General features: G+C 64.8%; 15 protein-coding genes. 4 read left to right on the top strand and 11 right to left on the bottom strand.

What is annotated here, in order from left to right:
- Positions 1-3: 3 nt before the first annotated feature.
- The 3 genes from JQ591_RS15885 to JQ591_RS15875 are packed head-to-tail and all read right to left on the bottom strand — an operon-like array spanning position 4 to position 2,851.
- Positions 4-1,326 (bottom strand): MFS transporter, encoded by a 1,323-nt coding sequence (locus JQ591_RS15885; RefSeq protein WP_211396957.1) that lies wholly within the window; start codon positions 1,324-1,326, stop codon positions 4-6.
- A 33-nt stretch (positions 1,327-1,359) separates the two neighbouring features.
- Positions 1,360-2,583 (bottom strand): cytochrome P450, encoded by a 1,224-nt coding sequence (locus JQ591_RS15880; protein ID WP_211396956.1) that lies wholly within the window; start codon positions 2,581-2,583, stop codon positions 1,360-1,362.
- A 58-nt stretch (positions 2,584-2,641) separates the two neighbouring features.
- The gene (locus JQ591_RS15875; protein ID WP_211396955.1) at positions 2,642-2,851 is read right to left on the bottom strand and encodes a ferredoxin; all 210 of its coding nucleotides are present in this window, start codon (positions 2,849-2,851) and stop codon (positions 2,642-2,644) included.
- A 135-nt stretch (positions 2,852-2,986) separates the two neighbouring features.
- Between JQ591_RS15875 and JQ591_RS15870 the strand changes: the two genes are divergently transcribed.
- A complete protein-coding gene (locus JQ591_RS15870; RefSeq protein ID WP_211396954.1) occupies positions 2,987-3,634 on the top strand; it encodes a TetR/AcrR family transcriptional regulator in 648 nt (215 codons plus the stop codon).
- Here JQ591_RS15870 and JQ591_RS15865 read toward each other — a convergent pair.
- From JQ591_RS15865 to JQ591_RS15850, 4 genes are all read right to left on the bottom strand, one after another.
- Positions 3,631-4,281, bottom strand: a complete 651-nt coding sequence (locus JQ591_RS15865) for an aspartate/glutamate racemase family protein (protein ID WP_211396953.1) — start codon at positions 4,279-4,281, stop codon at positions 3,631-3,633. The two genes, JQ591_RS15870 and JQ591_RS15865, sit on opposite strands and share 4 nt — an antisense overlap.
- A 150-nt stretch (positions 4,282-4,431) precedes the next feature.
- Positions 4,432-5,445, bottom strand: a complete 1,014-nt coding sequence (locus tag JQ591_RS15860; RefSeq protein ID WP_211396952.1) for an amino acid ABC transporter substrate-binding protein — start codon at positions 5,443-5,445, stop codon at positions 4,432-4,434.
- A gap of 12 nt (positions 5,446-5,457) precedes the next feature.
- Positions 5,458-6,807, bottom strand: coding sequence for an aspartate aminotransferase family protein (locus JQ591_RS15855; RefSeq protein WP_211396951.1), 1,350 nt, complete (start codon positions 6,805-6,807; stop codon positions 5,458-5,460).
- 3 nt (positions 6,808-6,810) lie between these two features.
- Positions 6,811-7,683, bottom strand: a complete 873-nt coding sequence (locus JQ591_RS15850) for a MurR/RpiR family transcriptional regulator (RefSeq protein WP_211396950.1) — start codon at positions 7,681-7,683, stop codon at positions 6,811-6,813.
- An 86-nt stretch (positions 7,684-7,769) separates the two neighbouring features.
- Between JQ591_RS15850 and JQ591_RS15845 the strand changes: the two genes are divergently transcribed.
- On the top strand, positions 7,770-8,957 hold the full coding sequence (locus JQ591_RS15845; RefSeq protein ID WP_211396949.1) for an amino acid ABC transporter permease: 1,188 nt from the start codon (positions 7,770-7,772) through the stop codon (positions 8,955-8,957).
- A 2-nt stretch (positions 8,958-8,959) separates the two neighbouring features.
- Positions 8,960-10,066 (top strand): amino acid ABC transporter permease, encoded by a 1,107-nt coding sequence (locus JQ591_RS15840; RefSeq protein ID WP_211396948.1) that lies wholly within the window; start codon positions 8,960-8,962, stop codon positions 10,064-10,066.
- A 150-nt stretch (positions 10,067-10,216) separates the two neighbouring features.
- Here the strand turns inward: JQ591_RS15840 and JQ591_RS15835 are convergent, their stop codons facing one another.
- The gene (locus JQ591_RS15835; protein ID WP_211396947.1) at positions 10,217-11,635 is read right to left on the bottom strand and encodes an amidase; all 1,419 of its coding nucleotides are present in this window, start codon (positions 11,633-11,635) and stop codon (positions 10,217-10,219) included.
- A gap of 115 nt (positions 11,636-11,750) precedes the next feature.
- On the bottom strand, positions 11,751-12,527 hold the full coding sequence (locus JQ591_RS15830; protein ID WP_211396946.1) for an SDR family oxidoreductase: 777 nt from the start codon (positions 12,525-12,527) through the stop codon (positions 11,751-11,753).
- 156 nt (positions 12,528-12,683) lie between these two features.
- On the opposite strand from JQ591_RS15830, the gene JQ591_RS15825 reads away from it, so the two are divergent.
- Positions 12,684-13,757, top strand: a complete 1,074-nt coding sequence (locus JQ591_RS15825) for a tartrate dehydrogenase (protein WP_211396945.1) — start codon at positions 12,684-12,686, stop codon at positions 13,755-13,757.
- Positions 13,758-13,913: 156 nt separating this feature from the next.
- On the opposite strand, the gene JQ591_RS15820 is transcribed toward JQ591_RS15825, so the two are convergent.
- Both JQ591_RS15820 and JQ591_RS15815 read right to left on the bottom strand, forming a co-directional pair.
- On the bottom strand, positions 13,914-14,987 hold the full coding sequence (locus JQ591_RS15820) for a malate/lactate/ureidoglycolate dehydrogenase (protein ID WP_211396944.1): 1,074 nt from the start codon (positions 14,985-14,987) through the stop codon (positions 13,914-13,916).
- 11 nt (positions 14,988-14,998) lie between these two features.
- On the bottom strand, positions 14,999-15,910 hold the full coding sequence (locus tag JQ591_RS15815; RefSeq protein WP_211396943.1) for an NAD(P)-dependent oxidoreductase: 912 nt from the start codon (positions 15,908-15,910) through the stop codon (positions 14,999-15,001).
- Positions 15,911-15,912: the final 2 nt, after the last annotated feature.

Below are 15,912 nucleotides of genomic sequence, written 5' to 3'. Positions count from 1 at the left end.
GAGCTACTCGTGGCGGTGCATCGCGGAGGCGTGCTTGGTGTCGCGCATGGTGGAATAGATGATCAGCGACAGGCAGATGATACCAGCGAGATAGTAGTAGAACCACTCCTCATGCCCGATGCTCTTGAAATAGAGCGCCATCGCCGGCGCCGTGCCGCCGAAGACCGAGACGGTGATCGCATAGGGCAGGCCTACGCCGAGGGCGCGGACATTGGTCGGGAACAGCTCGGCCTTCACCACGGCGTTGATCGAGGTGTACCCGGCGACGAACAGCCAGGCAGCGCAGATCAGGATAAACGCGATGAAGGGCGACTTGGTCTCCTTCAGCGTCATCAGCAGCGGCACGGTTGCGAGCGTGCCGGCGACGCCGAAGAAGATCAGCAGCGGCTTGCGGCCGATCTTGTCGGAGATGGCGCCATAGATCGGCTGCAGGATGGTCGCGAAGATCAGCGTGCCGAAGATCACGAATGTGGTCTGGTCCTCGGTCAACCCCACCGAGAGCTTGACGAAGGTCTGCATGTAGGTGGTGAAGGTGTAGAACGCCGCAGTGCCGCCCGCGGTCAGGCCGACGACCAGGAGCAGCTCGCGGGGATAGCGCAGCAGGTTGGTGAGCGAGCCGGTCGGCTTCACCAGCTTCTTGGCTTCCTCGAAGGCTTCGGTCTCGTGCAGGCCGCGCCGCATCACCGCGGCAAAGATCGCCAGCGCCGCACCGATCGCAAACGGGATGCGCCAGCCCCAGGCTCTCAATTCCTCCGGCGTCAGGAAGACTTTTTGCAGAAGCAGCAGCACGATGATCGCGGTGAGCTGGCCGCCGATCAGGGTGACGTATTGGAAACTCGAATAGAAGCCGCGGTGCTTGGGGTCGGCGACCTCGCTGAGGTAGGTGGCGCTGGCACCGTATTCGCCGCCGAGACTCAAGCCTTCGATGACGCGGGCGAGCGCCAGGATCACCGGCGCGGCGAAGCCGATCGTGGCGTAGGTCGGCGTCAACGCGATGATCAGCGAGCCGAAGCACATGAAGACCACCGACAGCGTCAGCGAGATGCGCCGCCCGTAATGATCGGCGATATAGCCGAACAGCCAGCCGCCTAAGGGCCGCATCAGGAAGGTCGCCGCGAATACGACGGCCACATTCAATTGCTGGACGACAGGGTCGTTGCCGGGAAAGAAGGCGGGAGCGAAATAGAGCGCAAACGCGGTGTAGGCGTAGAAGTCGTACCACTCGACGAGATTGCCGATCGAGCCGATGAAGATCGCCTTGATCCGGCGCTTGGCGTCGGCGATGTCAATGTGGTCGGAGGCCGGTTGGGTTATTTGCTCAGTCACGTCCGGCCTCTCCGTATCGCTGTTTGGAGAGGTCTACATCGCCTTTCCAAGCAAAAATGGCAACTGGCGGGGGCCTCTGACGGTTCCCTGTGACCAGGTCACCGTGCCTGCCGGATCGAGGGCGAAGTCCGGAATTCGCTTCAGCCATTCCTCCAGCGCAACCTGCATCTCCATGCGCGCAAGGTTCGAGCCGACGCAGCGGTGGATGCCGAGGCCGAAGGCGGCGTGGCGGTTCTCGCGGCGGTCAATCACGACCTTGTCAGCATCCGGAAACATTTTTGGATCACGGTTGGCGGCCGGGAAGGACAGCAGCACCATGTTGCCCGCCTTGACCGGGCAGCCCGAGACCGTGGTCTCCTTGACCACCTCACGCGCCATCGTCACCGGCGAATAGGCGCGCAGCAACTCCTCCACCGCGGTCGGGATCAGCCCGGGCTCGGCAATCAGGCGCTCGCGGTCGGCGGGCGTCCGGGCGAGGTGCCAGAGCGAGGAGCCGATCGCGCTCCAGGTGGTGTCGATGCCGGCGATCAGGAGCAGGCGCAGCGAGCCCAGCACATGCGAATCCTCGAGCGGGTTACCTTCCTTGTCCCGGGCATTCATCAGGTAGGAAATGAGGTCGTCGGTCGGCTTGTTCTTGCGCGCCTCGATGTGGGCGCTGAAATAGGCGCTCATCTCGTGCACGGCCTGGAGCAACGTGTTTTCGTCCTTGATGCCAAGTTCGAGGATCATGTGGATCCAGCGGATGAAGAGATCGCTGTCTGCCTCGGGGATGCCGAGCATATGGGCGATCGCGCGAACCGGAATGTGCTTGGTGTAGCGCTCTGCCGCGTCCAGTCGGTCTTCAGTGATGAAGCCGTCGATCAACTCGTTGCAGATCGCGCGCACCCGCGGCTCGAGCTTCTTCATCGCGTCCGGCGTGAACGGCGGCAGCAGCAATTGCTTCGCCGGCTTATGCACCGGCGGATCGGACGTGATCGGCGGGGCGGCGTTTTTGCTGGTGATCTCAGGCCGAACGTCACGGACGATGATGCGACGTGAGGAGAAATGCTCGCTGTCGTTGGCGATTTCGCGTACGGCCTCATAGGTTGTCGGCATGTAACAGCCGAGAAAACGTTCGGTGTGCACGACCGGGCCTGCGGCGCGCAGCTCGTCCCAGATCGGGAAGGGATCTTCCGTCCATTGCGGATCGGTGTGGTCGAAATCATGGACCCAGTCGGTCACGGGCGGATGGGCGGCGGGCTGGCTGACGTCGGACATATCGGGGAATCCCTTGGGGCTCGTATTCGAGGAAGGCACGCGGGCGGCAGGGGGCGCGCTACTCCTCGATCACGTCGATTGCGAGTTCCGGACAATTGGATTTGGCAAGCCAGGCCTTGTCTTCGAGGCCGGGCGGGACGGTGCCGTCGCCGGCTTCGTGGGCGTTGCCGTATTCGTCGAGCTCGAACAGCTCCGGCGCCAGCGCCTTGCAGCGCGCGTGCCCCTGGCACTTGTCGGGATCGACGTGAACCCTCAGTCGCTCTGTCATGGCGGCTTCCTCGGTCGTGTGCGCTCGGACCCGAAGGCGGCGCGCGTTTCCATCTGAGTTTTTATTCAAGTTATAGGATATTACATTCGCGGCGGGCTTCCCCTGTCAAGCGCAAACTTATAGGCTCTGCGCCACATGCGTTCACAACTTGCCCGCAAACCAGAGAACACCTACCACCATGGCGATCTCCGCGACGCCTTGATCAAGGCTGCGTTGCGCGAGGCGGAGCAGGGCGGGACGGAGGCGATCAGCATCAAGGCGCTCGCAAAGCAGCTGGGTGTCTCGCAGCCGGCGCCCTACCGGCATTTTGCCGATCGCGAGGCGCTGCTTGCGGCGGTGACGGCGGAGGCGTTCCGGCAGCTCAGCGCGATTCTGCGGGCGGCGATGGCAAAGCCGTCGAAGCAGTCGAAGCTGTCGCGGCTGGCGCAGGCGACGCTGGATTTCGGATTACGCCGCAATGGCATCTACCGCTTGATGTTCGCCTCGCGGACGGTGTCGTGTGCGGCGAAAGGCAGCGAGCTGCACGAAGCGACGCGCGAAACGTTTGCGCTCGTGATCGAGGCCCTGGAAGCTCCGGCAGTCGATTACTTGCGCGAGCGGCAAGCGCTCAAGATCTGGGCGGCGCTGCACGGCGTGGTGATGCTGGCTGAGCAGGGTCTGTTCACCGGCGAGGCGGCCCATGCCACGCGCGAGGACCTGGTCGAGGATTTTGTCAGCGAAACGAAGGCCGCGCTTGCGGCGGCGATCAAGGGCGCACGGCGCCGGAAAAAGGCTGCCACTTAGGCCTTCGCCACCAACAGCTTCATCAGCTTCTCGACGGCGCTGTCAGGCGTGGTCACGACAGGGCGGCCGGTCGCTTCTGCCACGAGAGGCGCCGTCGCCGCGATGCTGAACTGCGCGAGCGCGACGACGTCGCAATCGCGCAAATCATGTGAGGCTTCCACGATCAGCCGGTCATGAGTAGCGCGGTCGCCGCGGTCGAGCGCGGCCAATGCTCCTTCGGCGAGTTTCGGCACGATCTGGACGGAGGTCGGAAATTCCGGCGGCATCGAGGCCAGCGTCGGCGGGAAGGTCGAGAGCAGACCGATGCGCTGCCCCATCGTCACCGCCCGTTCGATCATGGCCTCGTTCGGCTTGAGCACCGGCATCGGCGCATGCGCGCCCGCAACCGCCTCGATGCAGGGGCCGAAGGCCGAGCAGGTGAACAGGATCGCATCCGCGCCCGTCGCCGCGGCGTAGTCGCCGAGCGCAAGAAAGCGCTCGGTCATGGCATCGTTGAGCTTGCCGTCACGCGCCAGATCCGCCGACAGGCTGTCATCGAGCAGGTTCATCAGCCGCGCTTCTGGCCACGTCTTCGCGAACGCAGCTTCGATCGGGGCGATGGAATGCTTGAGGGCGTGGATCAGGGCGATGCGAGGAGACGTCGTCATTGAACGTGACTACCTGGTGGTGGTCTCGTGCCCCGGACGTAGCGCAATGCGCAGTATTGCGCTGCAGAGCCGGGGCCCATTGTGGCAGCTGGGTCCCGGCTCAGCGCAGCAGCGTTGCACGCTGCAGCGCGTCCGGGACACGGGGAGGCTTTACTTGAACGGCACCGCGTACATCAAGCCGCCCTTGCTCCAGAGGCCGTTGAGACCGCGCTCGAGCTTGAGCGGGCTCGCTTTGCCGACATTGCGCTCGTAGATCTCGCCGTAATTGCCGGTGGCCTTGATGGCCGTGACCAGCCATTTGTTGTCGAGCCCGAGCCGCGAGCCGAGATCGCCGGAGGCACCGAGCAGGCGCTGGATCGCGGGCGTTTGCGACTTCGCCATCTCGTCGACATTACCCTGTGTGACGCCAAGCTCCTCGGCCTCGATCAGCCCGTAATGCAGCCAGGTGATGATGTCGCTCCAGACCTCGTCGCCGTTACGGGTGAAGGGGCCGAGCGGCTCTTTGCTGATGGTCTGCGGCAGCACGACGTAGTCGACCGGGTTCGGTGCCGCCGTCGTCACTGCGCCTGCGAGCGCGGAGGCGTCCTGGGTCATGGCATCGCAGCGGCCGCCGAAGAAGGTCTGGTACATGGTGTCGACGCGGTCGAACACCAGCGGCTTCCAGTCGATGCCGTTGGCACGGCCGTAATCGCCGAGCGTGACCTCATGCGTGGTGCCCTGCGCGACGCAGACGGTAGCGCCCTTGAGGTCCTTGATCTCCTTCACGCCGAGGTCCTTCTTCACCACAAAGCCCTGACCATCGTAGAAGTTGATCGGGCCTTGCCGCAGGCCGAGCGTGACGCCGCGCAGATAGGTCTGCGTCGAGTTGCGGTAGAGCACGTCGATCTCGCCGGACTGGAGCGCGGTGAAGCGGTTCTGCGCCGTCAGCGAGACGTAACGCACCTTGCTGGCATCGCCGAGCACGCCGGCGGCGAGCGCGCGGCAATAATCGACGTCGAGACCCTTGTAGTTGCCTTGCGAATCCGGCGCGGAGAAGCCGGCAAAACCGGCGCTGACGCCGCATATCAGCGTGCCGCGGCTCTTCACCGTGTCGAGCGTTGCCGCCGACGCGACGACCGTCGATGCCGCGAGGACGCTCGCTGCGATAACCACTTTCCTCATCATGCTACTCTCCCCTCAGTGATTGACACTACGCAATACGTTGTCGACGGCCGTGCCGAGCTTGTCGACGATCAGGTCGATCTCCTCCGGCGAAGCGATATAGGGCGGCGCCAGCAGCACGTGGTCGCCACGGACGCCGTCCACGGTGCCGCCGCCGGGATAGCAGCCGAGGCCGTTGGCGAAGGCCTCCGCCTTGATCTTCTGGTTCAGCTTCAGCGCGGGATCGAACGAGGTCCGGCTGGCGCGATCGGCGACGAGCTCGATCGCCCAGAACAGGCCGCGGCCCCTGATGTCGCCGACATGACGGTGATTGCCGAAGCGCTCGGTGAGCCGCTGCTCGAGCTGCTTGCCGCGCTCCTTAACCCGGTCGAGCAGGCCGTCCTCGCGGATAACGTCCTGCACCGCGAGCGCAGCAGCGCAGGCGAGGGGATGCGCCAGATAGGTGTGGCCGTGCAGGAAGGCGCCCGAGCCGGCGCGGATGGCGTCGATGATCTTGCCACTCGTGAGCATTGCACCGATCGGCTGATAACCGCCGCCGAGGCCCTTTGCGATCGCCTGGATATCGGGCGCCACGCCTTCCTGCTCCCATGCATGCGTGGTGCCGGTGCGGCCCATGCCGCACATGACCTCGTCGAGGATGAGCAGGGCGCCGTGTCGGTCGCAGATCTCGCGCACTGCCCTGAAATAACCGTCCGGTGCAGTGACGGCACCGGCGGTCGCGCCGACGACGGGCTCGGCGAGGAACGCCGCGACGGTGTCGGGGCCAAGCCGCTGAAACTCGGCTTCGAGCTCAGCGGCGAGCCGCGCCACGAACTGCGCATCCGATTCACCGTCGTGCTTCTCGTGATAGGCGAAGGCCGGGGTCACATGGCTGAAGGCGTCGGAGAGCAGCGGCGCATAGGGCGCACGCCGCCAGGCATTGCCGCCGGCGGCCAGCGCGCCGAGCGTGTTGCCGTGATAGCTCTGGCGCCGAGCGATGAAATGCTGCCGCTGCGGCTCGCCGCGTTCGATGAAATATTGCCGCGCAATCTTGATGCTGGCTTCGATCGCTTCCGATCCGCCGCTGACAAAATAGGCGTAGGCGAGGCCACCGGGCTCGTGGCCGACCAGCGTCTCGGCAAGCGCCTCCGCCGGCTCGGACGAGAAGAAGGCCGTGTGGGCGTACGCCAGCGTCGAGGCCTGCTTCGTCATCGCCGCGATGACGCGCGGATGCTGGTGGCCAAGGCAAGAGACCGCCGCGCCGCCGGAGGCGTCGATCACGCGGCGTCCATCCTCGGCAAAGAGATAGACGCCTTCGCCGCCGACCGCCTTGGGCGGCGTTTCGCGCAGCGAGCGATGCAGCAGGCGGCTGGTGCGAGCGGCCATGGGTCAACCTTTCTCTGAAACGTATGTCGAGGCCGCGGCCAGCCGCGCCTCGGTATTTTCCAGACGCTTCTTGGCGGCCGTGCCGCCGAGCGAAAACGTCACGGCGGCGAGCGATTGCGCTATCGCAAGGGCGCCGGTGAGGCTCGGGAAAAAGCCGGGAGAGGAGGCCGCCTCGAACAGCAGCACGTGGTCGGCGCCTTCAGCCATCGGCGCCGAGGGGCTATCGGCGATCGCGATCAGGGCGGCGCCGGCACGATAGGCCGCCTGTGCTGCGCGGACGCTTGCATGCGTGTAGGGCAGGAAGCCGATGACGATGACGGCTTCGCCGGGCTGGAACGCGCCGAGGTCGAGATCGTCGGGGCCGGACGCGCCGACGAGCTGCACCTGTTCGGGACGAAACAGCCGGAGCTCGTAGTTCAGCAGCTCCGCGACACTGCGGCAGCTTCGGTAGCCGGTGATCCAGATCCGCTTGGCGTCGTGGAGCGCGCGCGCCGCCTCTACGATTGGCTGGGCCGGGATGCGCGGCAGGCCGGCGGCCTCGGCCTCCAGCTTGTCGGTGACGAGCGCGACATCGGCGTTCGGCCCGTGGCGGCGACTCTTGGCGCGGCCGGAGAAGGGCGCGATCTGCGAAGGCCGCCGCGCCTCCGTCAACGCCGCGCGCAACTCATCCCAGCCCGAATAGCCGATCGCCTTGGCAAGCCGCGTGAACGCGGCGGGATCGGCGCCGGCAACCGCTGCGAGATCGCGCATCGAACGCGTGGTGGCATCGTAATCGTTGGCCGCGACGAAACGCCCGACCTCCTGCAACCGCATCGGGAGCGATGGCAATGCAATGCGCAGTTCGCTCAGCGGCGAGGATTTCGCGGGCTCGACCATGAAACATTTGTTGCACGAAGTAGGGTTTGGTGCAACAGTTGACGTGCGCTGCCGGAAATCGCCGTCTTGAGAAGGATTTTTGTGCTGTGACGTCAGACGCTCCGAGACCGCCGCCGAGCCGCCGCTTCTTCGGCGCTTTCGGACGACGCGAGCTGAAAGGCCTGTTCTGGCAGGTCCTGGTGGTCGGGATCGCAGTCGCGGTCGTCGTCTTCCTCTGGTCCAACACGGTCACCAACCTCTCCGCGCGCCGCATCACGACCGGTTTTGCCTTCCTCGGCCGTGAGGCCGGCATGCCCATCGCCGACAGCCTGCTCGCCTACAATCCAAGAGATTCATATCTCTGGGCCTTCGTCGTCGGCATCGCCAACACCCTGCGCGTCGCCGTGATCGGAATCGTGCTTGCAACCATTCTGGGCACGGTGATCGGCATCTCGCGGCTATCGGCCAACTGGCTGCTGTCGCGGCTCGCCGCGGTGTATGTCGAAACGCTCCGCGACATCCCGCTGCTGCTCCAGCTCCTGTTCTGGTACGTGCTGATGCAAGCGCTGCCGGCCGCGCGCGCGGCATGGCGGCCGATCGAGGGCGTGTTCCTGTCCAATCGCGGGTTGATCCTGCCGGCGATTCCGATCGGGACGCCGCAGCTTTGGGTGCTCGGCACGGCAGCGCTCGGGCTTGTCGTGTTCTACGTCATCCGGCGGAGGCTGATCGCGCAGCAGATGCGCGACGGCAGGCCGCGGCCGGCCTGGCCTTTCGGACTCGGGTTGCTCGTTGTGCTGCCTGCGGCGGTGTCCGTGCTGCTCGGGGTGTCCTGGCCGATCGAATGGCCTGAGTTGCGCGGCTTCAACTTCGTCGGCGGGCTGACGCTCGCGCCGGAATATTTCGCGCTGCTGATCGCGCTCGTCACCTACACCTCGGCCTTCATCGCCGAGATCGTGCGCAGTGGCATCCAGTCGGTGCCGCGCGGCCAGTGGGATGCCGCCAATGCGCTCGGACTGCGCCGCAGCTTCATGCTGCGGCAGATCATCCTGCCACAGGCGCTGCGTGTCATCGTGCCGCCGATGACGAGCCAGTACCTCAACCTGACCAAGAACTCTTCGCTCGCGGTGGCGATCGGCTATCAGGACGTGGTCTCGGTCGCCAACACGACGCTAAACCAGACCGGGCAGGCGATCGAGGCGATTGCTTTGATCATGGCGGTGTTTCTCACCATCAGCCTCGGCATCAGCTTTTTCATGAACTGGTACAATTCGCGCATCGCGCTGGTGGAGCGCTGACCATGACGGCGATCGCCGACATTCCGGAAGCACCGCGCGCCGCCCGCCGCCCGCAAATCGGCAACCCGGTGCTGCGTTGGCTGCGCACAAATTTGTTCTCGTCGATCCCTAACGGCATCCTCTCGGTCGTGTTGCTGGCGGTGCTCGCAAAGGGCATCTTCAGCTTCGCGCAGTGGGGCATCGCCAATGCGGTCTGGCTCACCCCCGCGAACGATTCCAGCGCCTGCCGCGCGGTACGCGGCGTCGGTGCATGCTGGGCGATCATCCCCGAGAAATATCGCTTCATCCTGTTTGGCACCTATCCGTTCGACGAGCAGTGGCGGCCGGCGCTGGCGGTGCTGCTGTTCATCGCCCTGTTCTATCTCTCCACCCGCCGCACCTTATGGCGGCGCGAATTAGCCTATCTCTGGATCGCCGCTCTTGCGCTGATCAGCATGCTGATGTGGGGCGGCATACTCGGCTTGTCGTTCGTCTCGCAGGACCGTTGGGGCGGCTTGCCGGTGACGCTGATCCTGGCGACCTTCGGTCTGGCTTTCGGCTTCCCGCTCGGCATCCTCGTCGCACTCGGCCGGCGCTCAAAACTGCCGGCGATCCGCTCGCTCAGCGTGCTCTATGTCGAGCTGATTCGCGGCGTGCCGCTGGTCAGTCTGCTGTTCATGGCGAGCGTGATGTTTCCGCTGTTCATGCCGAACGGATTCAACATCGACAAGCTCTTGCGTGCGCAGGTCGCGATCATCCTGTTCGCGGGTGCCTATCTTGCCGAAGTCATTCGCGGCGGCCTCCAGGCCGTGCCCCGCGGGCAATACGAGGCCGCCGAGGCGCTCGGCCTGTCCTACTGGCGCAAGAACAGGCTGATCGTCCTGCCGCAGGCGATCCGCCACGTCATCCCGCCGCTGGTCAACACCTTCATCGCCTTCTTCAAGGACACCAGTCTCGTCCTGATCATCGGTATCTTCGACCTGCTGACGACGGCCAAGACCGCGATCATCGATCCGGCGTGGCAGCAATTCTCCGTCGAAGTCTACATCTTCGTGGCCGGGATCTATTTTGTCTTCTGCTTCGCGATGTCGCGGTATAGCCGGAGCCTGGAGGCGACGGACGGAAGGTGAGTATCTCTCTTGTCCCGGCCAAGGTACTGCGCGAAGCGCTGCGCCGCAGGGCCGGGACCCAGGAGATGCGCGAGAGGTCGCAGAGAGATGGGCCCCGGCTCTGCAGCGCACCGCCGAAGGGGCGCTGCGCTGCGTCCGGGGCACGAGAGACTACTTCTTCACCTTCGGATCAATCGGCGTGGTGCCGCGCACGCCCAAAATGTCCTCCAGCGTCTTCGCGCCGGCGATCACCTGCGCATCCGCGCGCGGAGCCCCGACGACCTGCAGGCCGACCGGAAGTCCCGACGCCGTGAAGCCGCACGGCAGCGACAGTGCGGGACAGCAGGCGAGCGTGATGGCATAGACGATGCCGAGCCACTCGACGTAATTGTCGAACTTCTTGCCCGCGCATTCGGCGACATAGCGGTGCTCGATCGGGAAGGGCGGCACGATCGTGGTCGGTACCAGCAGCAGATCGTAGCTGTTGAAGAACTCGATCGCGCGCGCGGTCATGCCGACGCGCTGCGCCTCGGCGCGCTCGAGCTGCTCGACCGTGAGCTTGAGGCCTTCCTCGATGTTCCAGATCACCTCGGGCTTGAGGAGGTCGCGCTTGGTGCGCAGCAGCTGTGCCTTGCTGATCGCGAAGTCGAACGCGCGCAGCACGTGGAAGCACTCATGCGCCTCGCGCCAATCCGGATGCGCTTCCTCCACGACGGCGCCGGCTTCAGCGAACCGCTCCGCGGCCTTGCGCGTGAGCGCCTTGACTTCGGGATCGACCGGCGTGATGCCGAGATCGGGAGAATAGGCGATGCGCTTCGGTTTCTTGCCCGATTGAGCCGCTGACAGGAAAGAGGTCGCGGGCGCCGGCAGCGACAGCGGATCGTCCGCATAGTCGCCGCTCATGGCGTCCAGCAGCAGTGCAAGATCCTCGACGTTGCGCGCCATCGGTCCGACGACGCCGAGATTGCGATCAATGCCCGACTTGGGCGTGTGCGCGACGCGGCCGATGCTCGGCCGCATGCCGACAACGCCGCAGAAGGCTGCGGGGCTGCGCAAGGAACCGCCCATGTCGGAGCCTTGTGCGAGCCAGGCCATGCCGGTGGCGAGCGCCACGGCAGCGCCGCCGGAGGAGCCGGCCGCCGACTTGGTCGTATCCCAGGGATTGAGGGTCGCGCCGAACACCTCGTTGAACGTGTTGGCGCCGGCGCCGAATTCCGGCGTGTTGGATTTGGCGTAGACGACCGCGCCATTGGCCTCGAGGTTCTCGACCATGAGGTCGGACTTCGCCGGGATGTTGTCCTTGAAGATCGGCGAGCCCTGTGTGTTCAGCACGCCGGCAACGTCGGTGAGATCCTTGATCGGCACCGGCAGGCCCGCGAGCAGCCCGCGCGCGCCGGCCGGTTTCTGCATCAGCGTTTTCGCGTTGGTTCGTGCGCGATCGAAGCACAGCGTCGGCAGCGCGTTGACCTTGCCGTCAACCTCAGCGATGCGCTTCTCCAGCACATCCAGCAGTTCGAGCGGCGAGACGTCGCCGGAGCGGAGCTTGTCGACGACGGCGCGGGCGGTTTCGCGGATCAGGTCTTGAGACAACTATTTACTCCTGTGCTTATTCAATAGTCATTGCGAGCGCAGCGAAGCAATCCAGACTGCCACAGCGGATGCATTCCTGGATTGCTACGCTGCGCTCGCAATGACGCGGATAGAGTTAACCCCAACCGGCGCTGATGCCGCCATCCACTGTATAGATGACGCCCGACGTATAGCCGCCGCGATCCGACGCCAAAAACGCCATGAGGTCGCCGATCTCGCGCGCATGCGCAGGCCTGCCGAGCGGCAGGCTCTTCTGGAATTCCTTGTAGCGGCTCTCGTCGCCGAACTGGTGCTTTGCCCGCGTCTTCAGCAGGGTGACGTGACGGTCGGTGCCGACTGGGCCGGGATTGATGCCGACCACGCGGATGTTATCGGTGAGGCTCTTGCCCCCGAGCGCGCGGGTGAAGGCCATCAGCGCGGCATTGCCGGCGCTGCCGCAAATGTAGTTGGCGTCGAATTTCTCGCCGGCGGCGCCGATGTCGTTGACGATGACACCGCCGCCCTTGGCCTTCATCTGCGCATAGATCTGCCGCGTCAGGTTGATGTAGCCAAACACTTTCAATTCCCAGGCGTGCCGCCAGGTCGCCTCGTCGATCTTGTCGATGGAGCCGCCGGGGATGTCGCCGGCATTGTTGACGAGCACGTCGATGTCGGCGGCTTCCTTGGCAAGCCGCGTCAAATCCTCGCTCTTGCGCAAGTCCACGATGCTCGTGGCGGCATCGATCTGGTGCGCCGAGCGCAAGCGCTCGGCCAGAGCCTTGAGCTGATCGCCGTTGCGGGCGGCGAGCAGGAGATGGCAGCCTTCCTCGGCAAAGGCCTCGGCGGCGGCTGCGCCGATACCCTTGGACGCGCCCGTGATCAGGACGCGCTTGCCACGCAGATGCAGATCCATGGGAGTTACTCGCTCGGTGGGAACAGAATAAAATCAGTAGGCGGTTGGCCGCGCCATGGTCAACATTGCAGTGCAGCGTTGCACTGCCGCCGCGTTTGGTCCATTGCAGTGCGGTCAAAAAGGCGGCGGCTGCCGGACCAATCAAGGACGTTCTCGATGAGCAAGAAACAATACCGGATCGCGGTCATTCCCGGCGACGGCATCGGCAAGGAAGTGATGCCGGAGGGTCTGCGTGTTCTGGAGACCGCGGCGAAGAAGCACGGGGTGTCCCTTCATTTCGATCATTTCGACTTCTCGTCCTGGGACTATTACGAGAAGCACGGCCAGATGATGCCCGATGATTGGAAGGATAAGATCGGCAAGCACGATGCCATCTACTTCGGCGCAGTCGGCTGGCCGGCCAAGATTCCGGACCACGTTTCGCTCTGGGGTTCGCTGATCAAATTCCGCCGCGAGTTCGACCAATATGTGAATTTGCGCCCGGTGCGGCTGATGCCGGGCGTGCCGTCGCCGCTGGCAAACCGCAAGCCCGGCGACATCGATTTCTGGGTGGTGCGCGAGAACACCGAAGGCGAATATTCCTCCGTCGGCGGCCGCATGTTCCCGGACACCGACCGTGAGTTCGTGACGCAGCAGACGGTGATGACCCGCATCGGCGTCGATCGCATCCTGAAGTTCGCATTCGAGCTCGCGCAGTCGCGGCCGAAGAAGCACCTGACCTCGGCGACCAAGTCGAACGGCATCTCCATCACCATGCCCTATTGGGACGAGCGCGTGGAGGCGATGGCGAAGAAGTTTCCGGGCGTGAAGTGGGACAAGTACCACATCGACATCCTGACCGCGAACTTCGTGCTGCACCCGGATTGGTTCGACGTCGTGGTCGGCTCCAATTTGTTCGGCGACATCCTGTCCGATCTTGGCCCGGCCTGCACCGGCACCATCGGCATCGCGCCGTCAGGCAACATCAACCCCGAGGGCGATTTCCCGTCGGTGTTCGAGCCGGTGCACGGCTCGGCGCCTGATATCGCGGGGCAGGGCATCGCCAATCCGATCGGCGCAATCTGGTCCGGCGCGATGATGCTCGAACATCTCGGCGAGAAGGTAGCCGGCAAGTCGATCGTCGAGGCGATCGAGCGCACGCTGGCAGAGCGCACACTCCGCACCAAGGACCTCGGCGGCAACGCCGACACGACCGCCTGCGGCAAGGCGGTCGCGGACATGGTGGATTAGGGTAGGGTGCTAACCACGGGGTCGTCCCGGCGAAGGCCGGGACCCATTACCCCAGCGAAATGTTGTGGTGTGAGCTGGTAACCGCGAGTCTTCGCCAAACCGCTTTTTGTGGTTATGGGTCCCGGCCTTCGCCGGGACGACATCGATAATGATGATTCAGCCCGCGATCTTCTCGATCGCGGCCTGATCCAGCCCGAACTTCTTCCCGGCTTCTAAAATATCCCGCCAGGTGGTCGGATCGACCGGAATGCCTTCGGCCGAACGCTTCTTCTTGGTCTCGCGCTCGGGGTCGCCGGCGATCTTGACCCTGTCGACGCCGGGGGCGGGCGGCGAGCCGGTGTGCCACGCGACGAAGCTCTCGACTTCGCGCGCGAGATTCTCCGCGGTGCCGAGCTTGGTCGGATCGATGATGATCGAGAGCATGCCGTTGAGGACGTTGTGCTTGCCGTCGGACGGGCCCTTGACTACCTGCCCGCCAGAGAGCGCGCCGCCGAGGATTTCGCACACCAGCGCCAGCCCCGAACCCTTGTGCTCGCCGAACGGCAGAATGGCGCCGTACGGCGGGATCACGGTGTAGCGCGGATTAGTGGTTGGCTTGCCCTCGTTGTCGATGATGGTGCCGGGCTCGAGCTCGACGCCCTTGTTGTGGGCGACGCGGGTCTTGCCCTGCGCGATCCTGCTGGTGGCGAAGTCGAGCACGATGGGGTCCTTGCCCTTGCGCGGGATGCCGACGCAGAACGGGTTGGTGCCGTGGCGCCCATCGCTGCCGCCCCAGGGGGCCACGATCGGACGCGAGATCACGTTGACGAAGTGGATCGAGACCAGCCCGTGGTCGATGCACTGCTCGGCCCAGTGGCCGATGCGGCCGATATGGTGCGAGTTCGACAGGCCGACGAGACACACGCCGTTGCGCTTGGCACGCTCTGCCGCCAGCTCCATCGCTTCATGGCCGATCACCTGGCCGTAGCCGGTGAGGCCGTCGAGGGTGAGAAGCGGTCCGGTGTCGAGCACGATCTTGACGTGCTGGTTCACGGCGAGGCCGCCCGTGGTGACGCTCTGGACGTAGCGTGGGATCATGCCGACGCCGTGCGAATCGTGTCCCCTAAGATTGGCCTCGACGAGATTGGTGGAGACGAGCTCGGCCTCGCGGTCCGTAGACCCGCCGGCCTTGACGATGGCGCGGACGACATTGATGAGCGGCTCAGCCTTAACGGTGCGGTAATCAGCCATCGTTGTTGCTCTTATCCCTTCACGATTCTGCGGCAGTGCTCCCATGCCGCATGAATGAGGTTCTCGCTCGCCTCGGGCGTGCGGAACGCAGAATGCGCCGACAGCGTTACGTTCGGCAGTTTTGTCAGCGGATGATCGCCGGGCAATGGCTCGATGTTGAAGACGTCGAGGCCGGCATGGCGGATGTGGCCCGACTTCAGCGCGTCGATCATGGCGGCTTCGTCGACGACGGCGGCGCGGGCGGTGTTGATGAGGATGACGCCCGGCTTCATCTTCGCGATCATCTCGCGGGTGATCATGCCGCGGGTCTCGTCGTTGAGCAGCAGATGCAGCGATACGACATCGGCTCGCGCCAGCACCGTATCGAGATCGACGAATTCCACGCCCGGATGGCTCTTCGGCGAGCGGTTCCAGGCGATCACCTTCATGCCGCTGCCCGAGGCAATGCGCGCGACTTCCGCGGCAATACCGCCGAAGCCGATCAGGCCGAGCGTCTTGCCGGTGAGCTGCATACCGTCTTCGCGCAGCCAGTTTCCGCCGCGCATCTCGCGGTCCATCATCGCGATGACGCGGGCCGAAGCCCACATCAGCGCGATCGCGGATTCCGCGACCGCCGTGTCGCCATAGCCCTTGATCAGGTGCACGGAGATGCCGAGCTCAGCGAGCTCCTCCGGGTTCATGTAGCTGCGTGCGCCGGTGCCGAGGAACACGACATGCTTCAGCCCCGCGCACTTCTTTGCGACATCGGTCGGCAGCGCGGTGTGGTCGACGATCGCGATCTCGGCGCCGTCGAGGATCTCGGGATATTGCTCGGGCTTGATGTCGGGATCCCTGTGGATCCGCACCTTTGGGTCGCCGGGCTGCTCCAGCCGCTCCATGATCACGGCGAGAGCTTCATTGGCGTCGACGAAAACTCCGCGCATGG

The organism is Bradyrhizobium canariense, from assembly GCF_018130465.1.
GTDB lineage: Bacteria > Pseudomonadota > Alphaproteobacteria > Rhizobiales > Xanthobacteraceae > Bradyrhizobium > Bradyrhizobium canariense_C.
Note: the sequence above shows the minus strand (reverse complement) of the source record. Positions and strands in the feature narration are given on the sequence as shown.

Coding starts and splice junctions, on each gene's coding strand:
- JQ591_RS15840 (WP_211396948.1), top strand. CDS start 8,960: ATGACGGCGATCGCCGACATTCCGGAAGCACCGCGCGCCGCCCGCCGC.
- JQ591_RS15855 (WP_211396951.1), bottom strand. CDS start 6,807: ATGGCCGCTCGCACCAGCCGCCTGCTGCATCGCTCGCTGCGCGAAACG.
- JQ591_RS15820 (WP_211396944.1), bottom strand. CDS start 14,987: ATGGCTGATTACCGCACCGTTAAGGCTGAGCCGCTCATCAATGTCGTC.
- JQ591_RS15870 (WP_211396954.1), top strand. CDS start 2,987: ATGCGTTCACAACTTGCCCGCAAACCAGAGAACACCTACCACCATGGC.
- JQ591_RS15880 (WP_211396956.1), bottom strand. CDS start 2,583: ATGTCCGACGTCAGCCAGCCCGCCGCCCATCCGCCCGTGACCGACTGG.
- JQ591_RS15875 (WP_211396955.1), bottom strand. CDS start 2,851: ATGACAGAGCGACTGAGGGTTCACGTCGATCCCGACAAGTGCCAGGGG.
- JQ591_RS15850 (WP_211396950.1), bottom strand. CDS start 7,683: ATGGTCGAGCCCGCGAAATCCTCGCCGCTGAGCGAACTGCGCATTGCA.
- JQ591_RS15825 (WP_211396945.1), top strand. CDS start 12,684: ATGAGCAAGAAACAATACCGGATCGCGGTCATTCCCGGCGACGGCATC.
- JQ591_RS15815 (WP_211396943.1), bottom strand. CDS start 15,910: ATGCGCGGAGTTTTCGTCGACGCCAATGAAGCTCTCGCCGTGATCATG.
- JQ591_RS15865 (WP_211396953.1), bottom strand. CDS start 4,281: ATGACGACGTCTCCTCGCATCGCCCTGATCCACGCCCTCAAGCATTCC.
- JQ591_RS15860 (WP_211396952.1), bottom strand. CDS start 5,445: ATGATGAGGAAAGTGGTTATCGCAGCGAGCGTCCTCGCGGCATCGACG.
- JQ591_RS15830 (WP_211396946.1), bottom strand. CDS start 12,527: ATGGATCTGCATCTGCGTGGCAAGCGCGTCCTGATCACGGGCGCGTCC.